The organism is Cupriavidus mimosae, from assembly GCF_023952485.1.
In the GTDB taxonomy this organism is placed as follows: Bacteria; Pseudomonadota; Gammaproteobacteria; order Burkholderiales; family Burkholderiaceae; genus Cupriavidus; species Cupriavidus taiwanensis_C.
On record NZ_JALHRY010000002.1, the window covers coordinates 1 to 18077 of the forward strand.

Here is an 18077-nt window from a genome sequence, read left to right on the forward strand (position 1 = left end):
GGCAAGCGCAAGTGAAGCCGGCCCAAGTGAAGCCGGCCCAACAGCGGCGCCGATTATGTAACCAAAGCCCAGAGCACTACGCCGCCCCGGCCAAATCGTAGAGAATAGCGGCGGCAATGATCCCAGCGCCGCCCGCCTGCCGGCGGCACATGACAACAATTCGACTTCAGTATCCGAAAGGCACTCACAAAATGAAACATCTTGTCCTTGCCGCCTGCATCGGCGCCTTCAGCCTGACCACTGCCACCGCCGTGATGGCACAGGAACCGGCCAAGAAGACCACCACCAAGAAGAAGTCGTCGACCAAGAAGAAGGCCGCCGCCGGCGCAGCCGCCGCGGCCGGCACCGCTGCGGCGGTGGCCCCGAGCGGCGAGAAGTGGCAGTGCGAACTGGGCAACAGCCTGTATATCGCCGGCGACATGCTGCGCGACGAAATCCTGACCGTGCACTGGCAGGGCCGCGACTACAAGCTGCCGCGCCAGCCCACCGTGACCGGCGCCGACCGCTACTACGACGCCCGCACCGGCCTGGATCTGGTGGTGATCCCGAGCAAGGCCATGCTGTTCAACAAGAACCTGGGCCAGCGTCTCGCCGACGACTGCCAGAGCGCCGCCATGCAGGCCGGCGCCGCGGCCCCGACCCAGGCCGGCGGCCTGCGCGCGCCGGCCACGAGCCCGCTGCTGGTCACCCCGCCGGACGGCCAGACGATTCAGCCGGGAAGCACCCAGCAAACCGCCGCGCCCAAGCAGTAAGCTGTACCGGGGCGCTGGCGGCCGCTGCCTTGCGGCCGCCAGCGCCCTTTTTCCTTGCCGTGCCGGGTGGCGGCAAAGCCGCACCCCGGTTAGAGTATGCAGTTGCAGTGCGCTGCCTGCCTCGGACCGCGGTCAAACGCCGTGGCAGCGCACCGGGGTCTCGATTCAGGTCCGAGCCAATGCCATCGCATCATCCTTCGATCGGAGTACGGCAATGCCCCACAACCTCAAGAACACGCTAAAAGAATTCAGCATCGGCTCTTCCGGCAAGGGCCAGTATTACTCCCTGCCCCAGCTGGGCGAGGCGCTGGACCTGGACCTCGGCCGCCTGCCGGTGTCAATCCGCGTGGTGCTGGAATCGGTGCTGCGCAACTGCGACGGCAAGAAGGTCACCGAGGAACACGTCCGCCAGCTGGCCAGCTGGAAGCCCAACGCCGAGCGCGTCGACGAGATCCCGTTCGTGGTGGCGCGCGTGGTCTTGCAGGACTTCACCGGCGTGCCGCTGCTGGCCGACCTGGCGGCGATGCGCAACGTCGCCGAGAAGATGGGCAAGAACCCCAAGCAGATCGAGCCGCTGGTGCCGGTGGACCTGGTGGTCGACCACTCGGTGCAGATCGACCACTTCCGCGAAAAAAAGGCGCTCGACCTGAACATGCAGCTGGAATTCCAGCGCAACAACGAGCGCTACCAGTTCATGAAGTGGGGCATGCAGGCCTTCGACACCTTCGGCGTGGTGCAGCCGGGCTTCGGCATCGTGCACCAGGTCAACCTGGAATACCTGGCGCGCGGCGTGCACCGGAAGGACGGCGTCTACTACCCTGACACGCTGGTCGGCACCGATTCGCACACCACCATGATCAACGGCATCGGCGTGGTCGGCTGGGGCGTCGGCGGCATCGAGGCCGAGGCCGGCATGCTGGGCCAGCCGGTGTACTTCTTGACGCCCGACGTGGTCGGCGTGGAACTCAAGGGCCGGCTGCGCGAAGGCGTCACCGCCACCGACCTGGTGCTGACCATCACCGAGATGCTGCGCAAGGAAAAGGTGGTGGGCAAGTTCGTCGAATTCTTCGGCGAAGGCACCGCCAGCCTGGCCCTGCCCGATCGCGCCACCATCGGCAACATGGCGCCCGAATACGGCGCCACCATGGGCTTCTTCCCGGTGGACGAGAAGACCATCGAGTACTTCCGTGGCACCGGCCGCACCGACGAGGAAATCGCCGCGTTCGAGGGCTATTTCCGCGCGCAGAACATGTTCGGCATCCCCGCAGCCGGCGAGATCGACTACAGCAAGGTGGTGACGCTGGACCTGGGCACGGTGGCGCCGTCGCTGGCGGGGCCGAAGCGCCCGCAGGACCGCATCGAGATCGGCAACGTCAAGAGCACCTTTGCCTCGCTGTTCAGCAAGCCGGTGGCGGAAAACGGCTTCAACAAGGATGCCGCCGACCTCGGCCGCAGCTACAGCACCGCCGACGGCATCGAAGTGCGCAACGGCGACGTGCTGATCGCCGCCATCACCTCCTGCACCAACACCTCCAATCCCAGCGTGCTGCTGGGCGCCGGCCTGCTGGCCAAGAAGGCGGTCGAAGCCGGCCTGAGCGTGGCGCCGCACATCAAGACCTCGCTGGCGCCGGGCAGCCGCGTGGTCACCGAATACCTGAAGGCCGCCGGACTGCTGCCGTACCTTGAAAAGCTGGGCTTCGGCGTGACCGCCTACGGCTGCACCACCTGCATCGGCAATGCCGGCGACCTGACGCCGGAGCTGAACGAGGCCATCACCAGCAACGACCTGGTCGCCGCCGCGGTGCTGTCGGGCAACCGCAATTTCGAGGCCCGCATCCACCCGAACATTCGCGCCAACTTCCTCGCGTCGCCGCCGCTGGTGGTGGCCTATGCCATCGCCGGCAATGTCACGCGCGACCTGATGACCGAGCCGGTCGGCAAGGGCAACGATGGCCGCGACATCTGGCTGGGCGACATCTGGCCAAGCTCGGACGAGATCCACGCGCTGATGAAGTACGCGATGGACGCCAAGACCTTCAAGGGCAACTACGAGCAGGTCAAGAAGCCGAGCAAGCTGTGGGGCGCGATCCAGGGCACCAAGGGCCAGGTCTACGACTGGCCCCGCTCCACCTATATCGCCGAGCCGCCCTTCTTCCAGGACTTCAGCATGGAGCCGGCGGCGGCCTCGGCCAGCGTGCGCGGCGCGCGCGCGCTGGGCATCTTCGGCGATTCGGTGACCACCGACCACATCTCGCCGGCCGGTTCGATCAAGGACACCTCGCCGGCAGGCAAGTACCTGCTGTCGCACGGCGTGCTCAAGGCCGACTTCAACAGCTACGGCTCGCGCCGCGGCAACCATGAGGTGATGATGCGCGGCACCTTCGCCAACGTGCGCATCAAGAACCTGATGATCCCGCCGACCGCGGACGGCGCGCGCGTGGAAGGCGGCATCACCCTCCACCAGCCCACCGGCGAGCAGATGTCGATCTATGACGCGGCGATGAAGTATGTCGCCGAGGGCACGCCCACGGTGGTGTTCGGCGGCGAAGAATACGGCACCGGCTCGTCGCGCGACTGGGCCGCCAAGGGCACCCAGTTGCTGGGCGTGAAGGCCGTGATCGCGCGCAGCTTCGAGCGCATCCACCGCTCCAACCTGGTCGGCATGGGCGTGCTGCCGCTGCAGTTCAAGGGCACCGACAGCGCCCAGACGCTCGGTATCACCGGCAACGAGACCTTCGACATCGAGGGGATCGAGGGCGACCTGAAGCCGCAGCAGGACGTGGTGCTGGTGATCAAGCGCGCCAACGGCGACGTGCAGCGCGTGCCGGTGCTGCTGCGCATCGATACGCCGATCGAGGTCGACTACTACAACCACGGCGGCATCCTGCCGTTCGTGCTGCGCCAGCTGCTGGCCGCCTGAGCGCCACCGCGCCATCGACGCCGCCTGCCGTGCCCTTTTCCGGGGGCCGGGCGAGCGGCGGTTTTTTTCGTGGCGCTTGCGACCCGGACATCACCTGCGGCCCGGCCAAACGCGTGTAAGTTTGACGCAAGCCATGGCTATCAAACTGTGTCGCACAAGAACGCGGCAGAACGACCGCAAGCCGGACCCCGGCATCACCCCAGAACCAGGAGACACCATGGTCAAGATCCTTATCGCATTCATCGTCGTCGCCGGCGCCGCCCTCTACCTGCTGACCAAGGGCGGCAGCGACGTTTCCATTTCCGGCGAGTCGCACAGCGTCGAAAGCCACGCGCCTGCGGCCCCCGCAGCATCCGCGCCGGCCGAGAAATAATCCCCTCGCAGGCAGCAGCGTTCACACCGGCCGCACGCATATAGCGGTCTCCCTGTCAACGCAACGAGTAGAATACCGTTTTACGCAAAAAACGGACGGTTTCTTTCTATGGCAGGTTTTCGCCCCAAGGCTTCCCCGCGACTCTCTCCCGACGCCGAGCGTCTGGTGGCCGATGCGCTTGCCCTCGACGCATCGGGCAGCCGCATGGAGGACGGATACTGGGAGCGGCGGCTTTCGCAACGCCTTGGCCGCCTGCTGAAGAACGGTAGCCAGACCGCGCTCGACGCGGCGCTGGAGCACCTGTTCAAGCACAATGCCGACGCCTCCGACGTGCTCGCCGAGCAGGCCGAGACCCTGGCCGAATCCGCTTCGATCGAGGTCGACGGCCAGCACTATGACGCGCTGCTGATCGCCGCGCCGATCCTGGCGCACACGCGCTACGCGATTCCGTCCGGCGCGCTCAAGCCGGAACTGGCGCAGACGCTGGCCGTGCACCTGCAGGCACACGTGCTCGCCAACGGCACCCGGGCCGCGCTGTCGCCCTACCTGTACAGCATCGACCAGCTGCCGCGCACGCACAGCGACACCTTCGCGCTGACCCACAAGCTGGCGGCGGCGGCGCTGGCCGGCGCGGTGCCCAAGGTCGACCTGCGCGACCTGCCCGAGACCGCGCCCATCCTGGCCGACCCGCGCTACCTGCTGGCGGTGGTGGTGGCGCCGCGCGAACAGGCGCTGTTCCGCTGGCAGGAAGACGCCAAGGACCACCACGCCGAGCGCTCGACCTGCCTGGAGCAATGGCGCAGCCAGGTGCAGCCGTCGGTGGCGCTGCTGCTGCCGGGCTGCGAGTTCGAGCTGCTGCTGCCGGACGCGTTCTTCCTGTCCTGCCGCGAATCCGACAAGAGCATCCGCCCGCTCACCGTGCGCGCCGCCGTCAACTACCTGTGCGGCACGCTGGACATCTCCGCGGGACAACTGGCCGCGGTGGTGGCCGCCTTCGGCGAGGAAGTGGTCGAGGAATACCGCGTCGGCTTCACCATGCGCGGCGAGAAGGATGTGATCTACGGCATTGTCTGGCCGGTCTACGGCCGCGAAGCCGGCGAGGTCGATGCCGATGAAAAAGGCAATCCGCTCGAGCAGATCTGCGAGGAACTGCGCAATGCCGGCGTCGAGGACATCTTCCGCCACGCCGCGCTGTTCGACCCGGAATACTGCGAAGACTGCGGCACGCCGCTGTACGCCGACCGCAACGGCGAGATCGTCCACGCCGAACTGCCCGAGGACGCACCCACGCAGCAGCCGCTGTTCCACTGAGGCGCGCTGGCCGCGCCAGACAGCGAAACGGCCCGCGTTGCGGGCCGTTTTCTTTGGGCGTTCAGCCGGCCCGGGGCGCGCTGACGCAGCGCCACAAGCCATGGCCGGAGGCCGCGTACTTGCGCTCGAACGGCGTCATCGGCTGCGCCGGCGCCCAGGCCTCGACCCGCGCAGGCCGTCCCGCCAGTTCCAGCGCCTGCGCGAATTCGTCGATATAGATGCGCCAGTTGCTGCGGCACTCCAGATAGTCGCCGCACGCCGCCAGCGCCGGGAACACCGCGTGTCCCTGCCAGCGCCGCCCCAGGTGGCCGATCTTCGGCCACGGGTTGGGATACAGCACGTAGTGGCGCACCACCGGCACCGCATCCGCCTGCAGCAGGCGCCAGACATCGACCAGGTCGGCGCGGGCCCAGCAGAAATTGGCCGGCATCGGCGCTTCGCCCCACCAGTCCTTGCCGGCGGCGAGGCGCTTTTCGGACTGGTCGACGCCGATGACGAAATGGTCGGGGAACTGCGTGGCCAGGCGCAACGTGCTTTCGCCCACGCCGCAGCCGGCATCGAGGATCAGCGGCGCGCCGCCGGCCTGCTGCCAGCGCTGCAGCGCCGCGGCCAGCTCGCGCCGGCTGGGCTCGCCGATGGGCTTGCGGAACGGCTCGGCCAGGTGGCGCGCGACGCGCGCGGCCAGGTGTTCATGGACCTCGGACTGTGCCGAGACGATGGTGCGGGAATTGGCGAACATGGACGCCATTTTACCGGGCAGCCCCGGCGGGAACGCTGCAACCATGCCACTTTAGCGGCACAATGCGGGACAAACCCGTCTGAGAACCCGTCCGCGCCGGCGCGGACCCGTACGAGGAGCCTGCCCGATGACCATGATCCACGCCTTGCCGCCGCAATGTCCCTCGCACCGCCCTGCCCGCCCGGCCCGCCACGCGCGCCGCGCGGTGCTCCGTGCCGCCGCGGCGCTCGTATTCGGCAGCGCCGCCTTCCCCTTGCTGCCGGCCGGCGCCGCGCATGCCGAAGACCTGCGCATCGGCCTGGCCGCCGACGTGACGTCGATGGATCCGCACTGGAACAATGCCGGCCCCAACAACGCCATCGCCTTGCATGTGTTCGAGTCGCTGGTGTTCATGGACAAGAACGCCCGCTACATCCCCGGCCTGGCGCTGTCGTGGAAACCGGTCAACGCCATCACCTGGGAGATCAAGCTGCGTCCCAACGTGAAGTGGCACGACGGTTCTCCCTTTACCAGCGAGGACGTCAAGGCCTCGCTGGAGCGCCCGGAGAAGCTGGTCAACAGCCCGGGCTCGTTCACCAGCTACACCAAGCCGATCGCGCGCATCGACACGCCCGACCCGCTGACCGTGCGCCTGACCATGAGCGTGCCCAACTACGCCAACCTGGCCAATGACCTGAACAGCGTGCCGATCATGCCGAAAAAGATCGCGGCCACGCTGACGCAGAGCGATTTCGATTCAGGCAAGGCCATGATCGGCACCGGCCCGTTCAAGTTCGTGCGCTTTGCGCGCGGCCAGGAAATCGTGATGGCGCGCAATCCCGACTACTGGGGCCCCAAGCCCGAGTGGGACCGCGCGGTATTCCGCATCATCACCGACAACGGCGCGCGCAGCGCCGCGCTGCTGGCGGGCGATGTCGACGTGATCGAGAGCGTGCCGTCGGCCGACGTGGCCAAGCTCAAGCAGAACCCGAAGTTCAGGATCGAGCAGCAGGTGTCGTGGCGCACCGTGTTCTGGCAGATGGACCAGTCGCGCGACAATCCGCCCTTCGTTACCGACAAGGCCGGCAAGCCGCTGGGCAAGAACCCGTTCAAGGATGCACGCGTGCGCGCCGCGGTCAGCAAGGCGCTGAACCGCGACGCCATCGTCAGCCGCATCATGGAGGGGCTGGCGGTGCCGGCATCGTCGATCGTGTCGCCGCAGATCTTCGGCCATCCCGGCACCAAACCCGAAGCCTACGACCCGGAAGGCGCGAAGAAGCTGCTGGCCGCGGCGGGCTACCCGGACGGTTTCGGCCTGACGCTGCACGCCACCAACAACCGCTACCTGAATGACGCCGCGGTGGCGCAGGCCACCGCCAGCATGCTGACCCGCATCGGCATCCAGACCAAGGTGGAAACCATGCCGGTGGCGGCCTACTTCACGCGCGCGCGGCAGGGCGAGTTTGCCTTCCAGATGCTGGGCTGGGGCTCGGCCGCGGCCGACGTGGCGCTGCGCTCGATCACCGGCACGCCCAACCCGAAGACCGGCTACGGCACCTGGAACTGGGGCAAGTACAGCAACCCGCAGCTGGACCAGCTGATCGAGAAGTCGCTGACCACGGTCAGCAGCGACAAGGCGCGCGAGGAAAATGCCCGCGCCGCGGCAAAATTCGCGCTGGCCGACCACGCGATCATTCCGTCGCACAGTCAGCTGGCGATGTGGGCGATGAAGAAGGGGCTGAAGTACGAGGCGCGCACCGACGAGTGGTCGCTGGCGCAGTTCTTTCACAAGGAGTGAGGACGGGCGGCGCGTCCACGCTTGCAGCAGGCACCCCTCTCCCGCCTGCGGGAGAGGGGTGGGGGTGAGGGCGGGCGCTTGCCGGAGCCACGGTGCTGGAAAAAACCGGAGGCTCCGCTTGATGCGGTTCCTAGCTGAACCACCCCTCACCCCGGCCCTCTCCCCGTGAGGGGAGAGGGAGAACACCTTGCTTGGGCCAGCTCGGGCGGCTTGGGCGCACCCGACACCGCGCTCTCCTTTTTTGCGTTATCGCTTAAATCATCAACCGCTCTTCCTGCCGCGCATTGGCCGCGCGCAGCTTCTGCACCCAGTCCCGCGCCGGCAGCCCGGTGGTGCCCTCGACCACGTCGGCGCGCGCTGCCAGCACGTCCCACGCCACATCGATATCCGGCCCGTTGAAGGCCAGCGCGATGATGTTGCCGTCATGCACTTCCGGGAACACCAGCACGCGGTTGTCGAAGGCATCGCAGATGCGCTCGATGTTCTTCGGAAAGCTGTCGTGGTCGCCGAACAGGTTGATCGTCATCACACCCGGCGCCTTCAGCGTACGGCGGCAGGCGCGGTAGAACGCGGTGGTGTCCAGCACCGGACCGCGCGCGGTGGCGTCGTACAGGTCGACCTGCAGCACGTCGATGGCGCCGGCGTGGGCGCCGTCCATCACGTAGTCCCAGGCGTCCTGCTCGCGCACGGTCAGGCGCGCGTCGTCCTCGCGCAGGCCGAACATGCTGCGCCCGGCGACGATCACGGCGGGATTCAGCTCCACCGCGGTCACGCGCGCGCGGCTGAACTGGCGATGGCAGAACTTGGTCAGCGCCGCGGCGCCCAGGCCTAGCTGCACCACGTGGAATTCATCGACCGACGGCGACAGGAACAGCAGCCAGGCCATCATCTGCTGCGCGTATTCCAGCTCGATCGCGTCGGGCTTGCGCAGCCGCATCGCGCCCTGCACCCACTCGGTGCCGAAGTGCAGGTAGCGCACGCCTTCCATTTCCGAGAACGTCACCGGCGCGAAGCGCGGCGTCATGCGTTTTTCTTCGCGGACAGGGACCTCGCCGCGGGTGCGGGTGCCGCGTGCCGGACGGCGCGAGGCCACGGCTTCAATCGATTTGCGTTTCAGTAGGGTCATATTGTCGGGAATACATGGACCGGGGTCGCCGGTAGGCGCCTTACTTGCCCAGCGCCGCCTGCGCGCGCTGCAGCCACTCGCGGTTGTGTTCGCGGGCATGGCGCGGCCAGTGGCGGGCGTCGTGGACGATCTCGGCATAGAGCTCGCGCGCGCGTTCGCGGTCGGCGGCTTCGGGCTGCGTTGCCAGCCAGTCGGCGAACAGGCAGCGCGGCGCGACATCGCTGGCGCTGGTCAGTGCCTGCTCGAACGCGGCGCGCGTGCCGGGCGCGCCGGTGGCGGCCAGCGCGCGAGCATACAGCAAGGCGGGCTCGGGCTGCTGGCGCGCATGCGGGCTGGCAGCGAACAGCTTTTCCAGCGTCGCCAGTGCCGCCGCCGCGTCGCCGGTGGCGAACTGCGCCTGGGCCAGCCCCTGCAGCAGCGCCGGATCGGAGGCAAACGGCCCGTTGGCCGCGGCCTGGTAGTGCTGCAGCGCCTCGGCCGGCTCGCCGGCTTCGAGCAGCGCAGCGCCCAGGCGCATGCGGTGCGCCACGGTCGGGGCGCGGTCAAAGTCGGTGCGGGCCTCGCGCACCGCGCGGTTGGGGTCGACCAGCTGCGAGATGGCGCGCGTGGCGGCGCGCGCGCCGCGCGACTGGCGCAGCTCGGGCAGGTAGATCGCAAAGAAATAGACCACGCTGCCCAACCCCGGGAACAGGAACAGGATCAGCAGCCAATACATGTTCTGGTGCGTGCGCACCGCGTGCACGGCAAAGAACAGTGCGACGATGATGTGGATGCTGATGCCGAAGATACGCATAGGGAGATCACCTTTGAAACCATGGCGGGCGCGCCAGCCGCCGGCATTGTGACAGAAAGGCGCGGCGGCAGGCCCGGCGCGGGGCCGCATAGGGTTGCAAACGGGGCTGCGGACAGGCCCTCAGGATGCCAGAAGCGCCTGGCGGCGGCAAAAAAGCAGCCCCGGCAGCGCCGGTCTCGCAACCGGTGCCCGCCGGGGCCTGCTGGTTGACGCGCTTCGCCGTGCTAGCGATAGACCAGCACCGGGATCTTGCTGTGCGTCAGCACCTTCAGCGTCTCGCTGCCGATGAGCATGCCCTGGATGCCGCGCCGCCCATGCGATGCCATCACGATCAGGTCGCAGCCCTTGTCCTCCGCGGTCTTGATGATGGCCTCATAGGGATGGTCGTTGACCGCGTAGGCGGTGTCGCACGGCACCCCCGCCGCGCTGGCTTCCTCGGCGCGCTCGCGCAGGTACTGCGTGGCGCCCGCCGCGGCTTCCTTGACGTAGGTTTCGCGGGTGTCCTCCAGCATCTCGACCTGGTAGGTCAGCACATGGTAGTTCGGACAGACCCGCACCGCGGTGGTACGCGCCCCCATGTCCCGCGCCAGCGCGAGCGCCTTGCGGAACGCCGATTCAGACAGGTCGGAACCATCGACCGCCAGCAGCAGATGCTTGAACATGATTGCCTCCTTGCCTGCATATTTGCCGGCTCGGGCAACTCACTTCCGATGCATTCGCGCCATGCGTCAGAAAGTGCGAGCCCGCAAGGCGCACAAGGAGCGGCCGATACTCCCGGTTGGGAATAGGGACCGACCCGATTCCAGTATAGGTGCGCGATGGCCCACGACAATCCGGAACGCGTCACTTCCGGGCAGGCCGATTCGATACGCGCAATGCCGCCGCGATGCGCTTCAGTCCAGCAGGCTGCGCCATAACGCCAGCTTCTGCTCGAAGCTGCGCGCGGCATGCGCCGGGCTGGACGATGGCAGCACCAGGGTCTCGTAGCCTTGCGCGGCAAACTGCGGCGCAAAGCGGCCGGAGGTGCCGCCATTGAAGCCGATGCGCCGCAGCGACGGCGCCAACGCGCGCAGGCGCGTGAAATCGTTGGCCTGCGGATAGCGGATATTGCTGTCCAGGCTTCCTTCGCGCTGGCACGCGCCCAGCACGTCCCACACGCCGATGCGATGCGCCAGCAGCCGCACCAGCCGTTCGGCATAGGGCAGTTGCGCCAGCGGCTCGCCGGTCAGCGCGCCCAGCAGCGGCCAGAACTGGTTGCGCGGATGGGCGTAATACTGGCGCGCGGCGAGCGACGCGGCACCGGGAAAGCTGCCGAGCACCAGCACGCGTGTGTGAGTGTCGATGACGGGGGGCAGGCCCTGGTGGAGATCGGGTTGAGGCGGGAACGTGTCGGGCATGGCAGCAACGCAGGCCGAGCAAAAACTGCGATTGTTGTCTCCCCTCTCCCATTTATGGGAGAGGGAAGCATCCCATCGCGCCGCTCAGGCCAGCAGCTTGTTCACGCGCTGCACGTAGGCGGCCGGGTCTTCCAGCATGCCGCCCTCGGCCAGCAGCGCCTGGTCGAACAGCACCTGCAGGCGGTCGCTGAAGGCCTCGCCCTCCCGCAGGTCACGCAGCTTCTTCACCAGGGCATGCTCAGGGTTCAGCTCCAGGATCGGCTGGGCGTCCGGCGCCTTCTGGCCGGCCTGCTTGAGCAGGCGCTGCAGGTAGCCGCTCATGTCGCCCTCGTCCGAGACCAGGCACGATGCCGACTCGGTCAGGCGCAGCGTCACGCGCACGTCTTTGGCCTTGCCGGCCAGCACGGCCTTGGCGCGCTCGACCACGTCCTTCCAGTCGGCTTCGGCCTTTTCCTGCTCGGCCTTCTCGGCTTCGTCGGCAAGCTTGCCCAGGTCGAGGTCGCCGCGCGCCACCGACACCAGTTCCTTGCCGTCGAACTCGCGCAGGTACGACAGCATCCATTCGTCGACGCGGTCGGTCAGCAGCAGCACTTCGATGCCCTTCTTGCGGAACACTTCCAGGTGCGGGCTGTTCTTGGCGGCGGACCAGGTGTCGGCAGTCACATAGTAGATCTTGTCCTGCCCTTCCTTCATGCGGCCGACATAGGCGGCCAGCGCCACGTTCTGCTCGGCGGTGTCGTTATGGGTCGAGGCGAAGCGCAGCAGCTTTGCCACGCGTTCCTGGTTGGCCTGGTCTTCGCCGGCGCCTTCCTTCAGCGCCTGGCCGAATTGCTGCCAGAAGGTGTCGTACTTGGCGCGCTCGGCTTCGTCCTCGCTGTCCGCCATCGATTCCAGCATCGACAGCACGCGTTTGGTGCAGCCTTCGCGGATCGCCTTGACGTCGCGGCTTTCCTGCAGCAGTTCGCGCGACACGTTCAGCGGCAGGTCGGCGGAATCGACCACGCCCTTGACCCAGCGCAGGTAGCCCGGCAGCAGTTGCTCGGCATCGTCCATGATGAAGACGCGCTTGACGTACAGCTTGAGCCCGGCCTTGTGGTTGCGGTCCCACAGGTCGAACGGCGCGCGCGCCGGGATGTACAGCAGCTGGGTGTATTCGCTGCGGCCTTCGACGCGGTTGTGGGTCCACGCCAGCGGCGCCTCGTTGTCGTGCGCGATGTGCTGGTAGAAGGCGGTGTACTGCTCGTCGGTGATGTCGGACTTGGCGCGGGTCCACAGCGCGCTGGCCTGGTTCACGCTCTCCCACTCGTCGGTGCGCTTGTAGGCGCTGGCCTCGGCGTCCCACACTTCCTTGGGCATGCGGATCGGCAGCGAGATATGGTCCGAGTACTTCTGGATGATGCTCTTCAGGCGCCACGCCGACAGGAAATCGTCCTCGCCCTCGCGCAGGTGCAGCGTGATGGTGGTGCCGCGCTCGGCGCGCGCAATGGCATCGACGGTGAACTCGCCGTCGCCGCTGCTTTCCCAGCGCACCGCTTCCTCGGCGCCCACGCCGGCGCGGCGGGTTTCCACGGTGACCTTGTCGGCGACGATGAAGGCCGAATAGAAGCCAACGCCGAACTGGCCGATCAGCGCGGCGTCCTTCTGCTGGTCGCCGGACAGTTGCTGGAAGAATTCCCTGGTGCCCGAACGGGCGATGGTGCCGAGATTGCGGATGGCCTCGTCGCGGCTCATGCCGATGCCGTTGTCGGTGATCTTCAGCGTGCGTGCCTGCGCATCGGCTTCGATGCGGATGGCCAGGTCGGCGTCATTCTCGAGCAGGGAGGGATTCGCGATCGCCTCGAAGCGCAGCTTGTCGGTGGCGTCCGAAGCATTCGAGACCAGCTCGCGCAGGAAGATTTCCTTGTTGCTGTACAGCGAGTGGATCATCAGGTGCAGCAGCTGCTTCACTTCCGCCTGGAAGCTCATCGTCTCGTGCGGTGCGGTCATGGTTCTCCTCTTCAAAACAGGCGAGTCTGGGATGGGTTGGGTGGCCGCGGGGGCCGTGCCGGCAAAAATAGGGACGCCCGGGCCATTTTCAAGACCCGGTGGCGCGCCGGACGCCCCGGCTACAGCCGTTCGAGCTGCCGCGCCAGGAAGCGCAGCATGTCGGGATCGCCGCTGCTGGCGACGTTGAAGCGCATCCAGCCGGACGGCATCTGCGACGGCGAAAACAGGCTGCCCGGGGCGAACAGGTAGCCTTCTTCGTGGCCGGCGGTGGTGATCGCATTGGAGTCGCGGCCGGTGTCGGCCCACAGATACATGCCGGCATGCTGGCCGGGGAACAGGCGCAGGCCCAGCCGCTCCAGCTCGCGCCGGGTCTCGTCGCGGGCGCGGTCGAGCCGGGCGCGCACGCGCTCGACGTGCTTGCGGTAATGCCCTTCGGTCAGCACCTTGTACAGCACCCGCTCGTTGATCTCGGGCGTGGCCAGCCCGGCCAGCAGCTTGCCGTCGGTCAGCGCCGCGGCCGTCTCCGGATGCGCCGCGACAAAGCCGACGCGCAGATTGGCCGCCAGCGTCTTGGAAAAGCTGCCCAGGTAGATCACCCGGCGCAGCTGGTCCAGGCTGGCCAGCCGGGTAGCCGCGTGGCCGGGGGGGCACAGGTCGCAGTAGATGTCGTCCTCGACGATCAGGAAGTCGTACTGCTCGGCCAGGCGCAGTAGCTGGAAGGCCTTGGCAGCCGACAGCGAGGTGCCGGTCGGGTTGTGCAGCACCGAGTTGATGACGAACAGCCTGGGTCGGTGCGCCTGCACGATGCGCTCCAGCGCCTCCAGGTCCGGCCCTTCGCCGGTGTAGGGCACGCCGATCACCTGCGCGCCCTGCGCGGCAAAGCGGCCGAACATCACAAACCACGCCGGGTCGCCCACCAGCACCGCGTCGCCGGGCTGCAGGTAGAGGCGGGCGATCAGGTCGAGCGCCTGGGTGATCCCCGAGGTCAGCACGATCTGCTCGGCGCCGGCGCGGATTTCCAGCTCTTCCAGCCGGGTACGCAGCTGCTGGCGCAGCGGCAGGAAGCCCTGCGGCGTGCCGCTGGCGAGGAAATGGTTGCCGGGCTGGCGGCCGAGCCCGCGCAGCGCGCTGGCGATCAGCTCGCCGTCGAGCCAGTCGTTGGGCAGGAAGCCCAGTCCCGGCGCCTTGTGTGCCTCGGCGGTATGGAACATGCTGCGCAGCAGCCAGGTCACGTCGATCTTGCGCGCCGCCGGCGCCTCGCGCGAGACCGGCGCCGCCGGCGCGGCCGGAGCCCGCTCGCGCACGTAGAAGCCCGAGCCCCGGCGCGATTCCAGGTAGCCCAGCGCCACCAGCCGCTCGTAGGCCTCGACCACGGTAAAGCGCGAGATGCCCTTCTCCTGCGCCAGCTGCCGGATCGACGGCATGCGCATGCCGGCGCGGAACACGCGCTCGTCGATGCGCATGCGCGCCCATTCGGTCAGCTGCTCGACCAGCGTCATCTGCGCCGACGGCACCGGGTCCGGCAAGCGTGTGGTGGACGGCAGCACCAGCTGCAGCGCGCGCGCGGGTGCCGGCTCGGCAGTGGCGCCGGCAGCGGCACTACCAGCGGCCGGCGTGCCGCCTCGGCTATCCTTCTGGCGGGCCACGGCGGCGCTGTCGGCGCCGGCGTCGCCCTTGCTGGGTTGGGCATCCATGTGCTGCTCCTGCAACTGTACTGAAGACGATCCGTGCAACTGTACCGGTACTGTACCGAGTACCTTGTCTACCATCAAGCCAAGATGAAGCTAGCCCTCGATCACCTCGTCGTTGCCGCCCCTGACCTCGACGCCGGCACCGACTACGTTGCCGGCGTGCTGGGCATTGCGCCCCGGAGCGGCGGCGCGCATGCGGCCATGGGCACGCACAACCGCGTGCTGGGCCTGTTCGGCGGCATCTACCTGGAAGTGATCGCGATCGACCCGGCCGCGGCTGCGCCGGCACGGCCGCGCTGGTTCGGCCTGGACAGCGAAGCAGTCCAGCAGCGCCTGCGCGATGGCCCGTTCCTGCTGCACTGGGCCGCCCGCGTGGAGCGGCCCGCCGACCTGAGCCGCTGGCAGGCGCAGTATCCCGAACGCATCGCCCCGGTCATCCCGATGAGCCGCGGCAGCCTGCACTGGCGCATCACCGTACCCGCCGACGGCAGCCTGCCGGCCTGGCCCGGCGAAGCCGGCAGCGCCGGCGACGGCGCGCTGCCCAGCCTGATCCAGTGGGACGTGACCCCCGCCCCCGGCGCCAGCCTGCCGCGGCAGGACCTGGCACTGCGCCGGCTGTGCGCGCGCCACCCGCGCGCCGAGCTGCTGCGCCAGGGACTGGCCTGGCTGGGCGCCGATCACCTGCTCGCGGTGGAGCAGGACGATGGCCCGCCCGAGCTGATTGCCGAGATCGAAACCGCGCAGGGCATCCGCACCCTGCGCTAGCCATCCCCATAACCAGCCCAAGGAGCCCGGATGCCCGCCACCCGCAAGCGTTTCGACGAAGACCCCTACCTCGACCACTGCGCCGCCACGGTGGTGGCCGCCAGCGCCGAAGGGATCGAACTCGACGAGACCGTGTGCTATGCGCGCAGCGGCGGCCAGGCCGGCGACACCGCGACGCTGGCGCTGGCCGACGGCAACACCGTGGCCATCGTCGACACGATCTACGCCGACGACCGCCGCCGCATCCTGCATGTGCCGGCCGCCGGGGCGCCGCTGCCGCGCGTCGGCGAGCGCGTCGCCGTGGCGATCGACTGGGACCGCCGCCACCGGCTGATGCGCCTGCACACCTGCCTGCACCTGCTGGGCTCGCTGATCCCGGTGCCGGTGACCGGCTGCGGCATCTCGCCGGATGCAGCGCGCATCGACTTCGACCTGCCGGAATCGACGCTCGACAAGGCCGACCTGAGCGAGCGCCTGAACGCGCTGATCCGCGCCAACACCGCGGTGCGCACCACCCTGATCACGCCGCAGGAACTGGCCGCGCAGCCCGACCTGGTGCGCACCATCGGCGCCGCGCCGCCGGCGGGCACGGCCAGCATCCGCATCATCGAGATCCCCGGGGTCGACCGCCAGCCGTGCGGCGGCACGCACGTGGCCAACACCGGCGAGATCGGCGCGGTGGTGGTGACCAGGATCGAAAAGAAGAGCCGCACCAACCGGCGCGTGGCGGTGGCGTTCGCATGAGCGCTTCGGCACTGCTCACGGAGCTGCTCACCGGCCTGAGCACGGCGCAGTTCGCGGCGCTGCTGACGCTGCTGACGGTGGGCCTGTTCACGCCGGGGCCCAACACCACCATCGCCGCGGTGACCGGGGCCAACTTCGGCCTGCGCGCGACGCTGCCGCATTGCGTCGGCGTCGCCTTCGGCTTTGCCAGCATCCTGGCGCTGTGCGCGCTGGGCGTGGGCGCGCTGGTGCTGGGCCAGCCCGCGCTGGCCGCCGCGGTGCACGCGGCCGGCGTCGCCTACCTGCTGTGGCTGGCGTGGAAGATCGCCCGCAGCACCGCGCTGGCCGAAAAGCAGGTGCTGCGCCCGCTCAGCGTATGGCAGTCGGCGGCGCTGCAGTACGCCAATATCAAGGCGTGGATGCTGGCGCTGGCGGTGGCGGCGTCATACATGGCGGGCGCGGCGTCGCCGGTGCAGCGTGTGCTGCTGGTGTGCGGCGTGTTCGGCGTGCTGGGCTTCGTCAGCAACGGTGTCTATGGCGCGGTGGGCGCGTCGCTGCGGCAGTGGCTGCAGCACGGCCAGCGCGTGCGCTGGTTCAACCGCGCCATGGGCGCGGCGCTGGCGCTGACGGCGCTGTGGATTGCGGTCGGGGCCCGCCCCGGCGTGCCCGCGGCAGCCTGACCCGCGAGATCAACACCCTGACAACACAGAGGCCAATCATGCCCGCCAGCCGCCCCGCTCCGCCAACGCCCTTGTCATCGACGACACCCCCGGCTGCTGCCGTGCCGGCCTCCGGCGGCATGCTGCTGGGCCTGGTCGGCGTGGCGATTTTCAGCCAGACCCTGCCGTTCACGCGCATGGCGGTGGCCGAACTGGACCCGATCTTCGTCGCGCTGGCGCGGGCCGTGCTGGCCGCGCTGCTGGCGCTGGCGCTGCTGGCCTGGCGCGGCGCGCTGCGCGCGCGCCGGCGCCCGCGCGGCGGGCAATGGGCGCGGCTGGCCGTGACCGCGCTGGGCGTGGTGGCGGGCTTTCCGCTGTTTTCTTCGCTGGCCATGCGCGAGGTGCCGGCCAGCCACGGCGCCATCGTGATCGGGCTGCTGCCGCTGGCCACCGCGGTGTTCGCCGCGTGGTTCGGGCGCGAGCGGCCGTCGCCGGCGTTCTGGCTGTCGGCCGTGGCCGGCAGCGCGCTGGTGGTCGGCTTTGCCGTGTGGCAGGGGGCCGGCGGCCTGCAGCATGCCGACTGGTTCCTGTTCGGCGCGGTACTGCTGGGCGCGCTGGGCTATGCCGAGGGCGGCAAGCTGTCGCGCGAGCTGGGCGGGCTGGAAACCATCAGCTGGGCGCTGGTGGTATCGCTGCCGGTGCTGGTGCCGGTGGTGACCTGGCTGACGCTGCGCGAGCTGCCGGCGATTGCCGCGGCGTCGCCGCGGGCCTGGGGCGGCATGGCCTATGTTTCGGTGTTCTCGATGTTCGTGGGCTTTCTTTTCTGGTACGCCGGCCTGGCAAAAGGCGGCGTGGCCCGCGTCGGCCAGATACAATTGCTGCAGCCGTTCCTGACACTGGCGGGCGGCGCGCTGATCCTGTCCGAGCCGCTCGACGCTGCCACCATCGCCTTCGCGGTGGCGGTGATTGCCGTCGTGGCCCTGGGCCGCGGCGCGGCCGTGCAGCAATCCGCACCTGCCCCCGCCCCGGAACCCTCACCGATCCTTCCCGGACGCATTCACTGAC

General features: G+C 68.7%; 16 protein-coding genes. 9 read left to right on the top strand and 7 right to left on the bottom strand.

Going from position 1 to position 18077, the window contains the following annotated elements:
* Positions 1–191: 191 nt before the first annotated feature.
* The 4 genes from MKD50_RS04010 (at position 192) to MKD50_RS04025 (ending at position 5356) form a co-directional block, all read left to right on the top strand.
* Positions 192–752, top strand: coding sequence for a hypothetical protein (locus MKD50_RS04010; RefSeq protein ID WP_115703995.1), 561 nt, complete (start codon positions 192–194; stop codon positions 750–752).
* A 214-nt stretch (positions 753–966) separates the two neighbouring features.
* Positions 967–3672 (top strand): aconitate hydratase AcnA, encoded by a 2706-nt coding sequence (gene acnA, locus MKD50_RS04015; RefSeq protein ID WP_252666489.1) that lies wholly within the window; start codon positions 967–969, stop codon positions 3670–3672.
* A 217-nt stretch (positions 3673–3889) separates the two neighbouring features.
* A complete protein-coding gene (locus tag MKD50_RS04020) occupies positions 3890–4045 on the top strand; it encodes a hypothetical protein (protein WP_165835099.1) in 156 nt (51 codons plus the stop codon).
* Between the two features lie 108 nt (positions 4046–4153).
* Complete coding sequence (locus MKD50_RS04025; protein WP_115703999.1) at positions 4154–5356, top strand: DUF2863 family protein; 1203 nt, start codon at positions 4154–4156, stop codon at positions 5354–5356.
* Between the two features lie 61 nt (positions 5357–5417).
* Here the strand turns inward: MKD50_RS04025 and trmB are convergent, their stop codons facing one another.
* The gene (gene trmB, locus MKD50_RS04030; RefSeq protein ID WP_115704001.1) at positions 5418–6104 is read right to left on the bottom strand and encodes a tRNA (guanine(46)-N(7))-methyltransferase TrmB; all 687 of its coding nucleotides are present in this window, start codon (positions 6102–6104) and stop codon (positions 5418–5420) included.
* Between the two features lie 118 nt (positions 6105–6222).
* Here trmB and MKD50_RS04035 point away from each other — a divergent pair, with 118 nt between their 5' ends.
* Positions 6223–7872 (top strand): ABC transporter substrate-binding protein, encoded by a 1650-nt coding sequence (locus MKD50_RS04035; protein ID WP_252666490.1) that lies wholly within the window; start codon positions 6223–6225, stop codon positions 7870–7872.
* Positions 7873–8125: 253 nt separating this feature from the next.
* On the opposite strand, the gene MKD50_RS04040 is transcribed toward MKD50_RS04035, so the two are convergent.
* The 6 genes from MKD50_RS04040 to MKD50_RS04065 all read right to left on the bottom strand — a co-directional run bounded on the left by MKD50_RS04040 (position 8126) and on the right by MKD50_RS04065 (position 14868).
* Positions 8126–8998 carry a class I SAM-dependent methyltransferase gene (locus MKD50_RS04040; RefSeq protein WP_252666491.1) on the bottom strand — a complete coding sequence of 291 codons (873 nt, stop codon included), beginning with the start codon at positions 8996–8998 and terminating at the stop codon, positions 8126–8128.
* 40 nt (positions 8999–9038) lie between these two features.
* A complete protein-coding gene (locus MKD50_RS04045) occupies positions 9039–9791 on the bottom strand; it encodes a tetratricopeptide repeat protein (RefSeq protein ID WP_252666492.1) in 753 nt (250 codons plus the stop codon).
* A gap of 224 nt (positions 9792–10015) precedes the next feature.
* Entirely contained in the window at positions 10016–10453 is a 438-nt protein-coding gene (locus tag MKD50_RS04050) for a universal stress protein (protein ID WP_111521449.1), read from the bottom strand.
* Positions 10454–10684: 231 nt separating this feature from the next.
* Positions 10685–11188, bottom strand: coding sequence for a DNA-deoxyinosine glycosylase (locus MKD50_RS04055; protein ID WP_115704008.1), 504 nt, complete (start codon positions 11186–11188; stop codon positions 10685–10687).
* An 84-nt stretch (positions 11189–11272) separates the two neighbouring features.
* Positions 11273–13174 carry a molecular chaperone HtpG gene (htpG, locus tag MKD50_RS04060; RefSeq protein ID WP_252666493.1) on the bottom strand — a complete coding sequence of 634 codons (1902 nt, stop codon included), beginning with the start codon at positions 13172–13174 and terminating at the stop codon, positions 11273–11275.
* Between the two features lie 119 nt (positions 13175–13293).
* Positions 13294–14868 carry an aminotransferase-like domain-containing protein gene (locus MKD50_RS04065; RefSeq protein ID WP_240072382.1) on the bottom strand — a complete coding sequence of 525 codons (1575 nt, stop codon included), beginning with the start codon at positions 14866–14868 and terminating at the stop codon, positions 13294–13296.
* 84 nt (positions 14869–14952) lie between these two features.
* Here MKD50_RS04065 and MKD50_RS04070 point away from each other — a divergent pair, with 84 nt between their 5' ends.
* The 4 genes from MKD50_RS04070 (at position 14953) to MKD50_RS04085 (ending at position 18076) form a co-directional block, all read left to right on the top strand.
* Positions 14953–15630 carry a VOC family protein gene (locus MKD50_RS04070; RefSeq protein ID WP_252666494.1) on the top strand — a complete coding sequence of 226 codons (678 nt, stop codon included), beginning with the start codon at positions 14953–14955 and terminating at the stop codon, positions 15628–15630.
* Positions 15631–15660: 30 nt separating this feature from the next.
* Positions 15661–16374: an alanyl-tRNA editing protein gene (locus MKD50_RS04075; RefSeq protein WP_115704015.1), complete on the top strand. Its 714-nt coding sequence runs from the start codon at positions 15661–15663 to the stop codon at positions 16372–16374.
* Complete coding sequence (locus tag MKD50_RS04080) at positions 16371–17033, top strand: LysE family translocator (RefSeq protein WP_240072384.1); 663 nt, start codon at positions 16371–16373, stop codon at positions 17031–17033. The genes MKD50_RS04075 and MKD50_RS04080 overlap by 4 nt, the downstream gene beginning before the upstream one ends.
* 119 nt (positions 17034–17152) lie before the next feature.
* The gene (locus MKD50_RS04085) at positions 17153–18076 is read left to right on the top strand and encodes a DMT family transporter (protein WP_252666670.1); all 924 of its coding nucleotides are present in this window, start codon (positions 17153–17155) and stop codon (positions 18074–18076) included.
* The last annotated feature ends 1 nt before the right edge of the window (position 18077 follow it).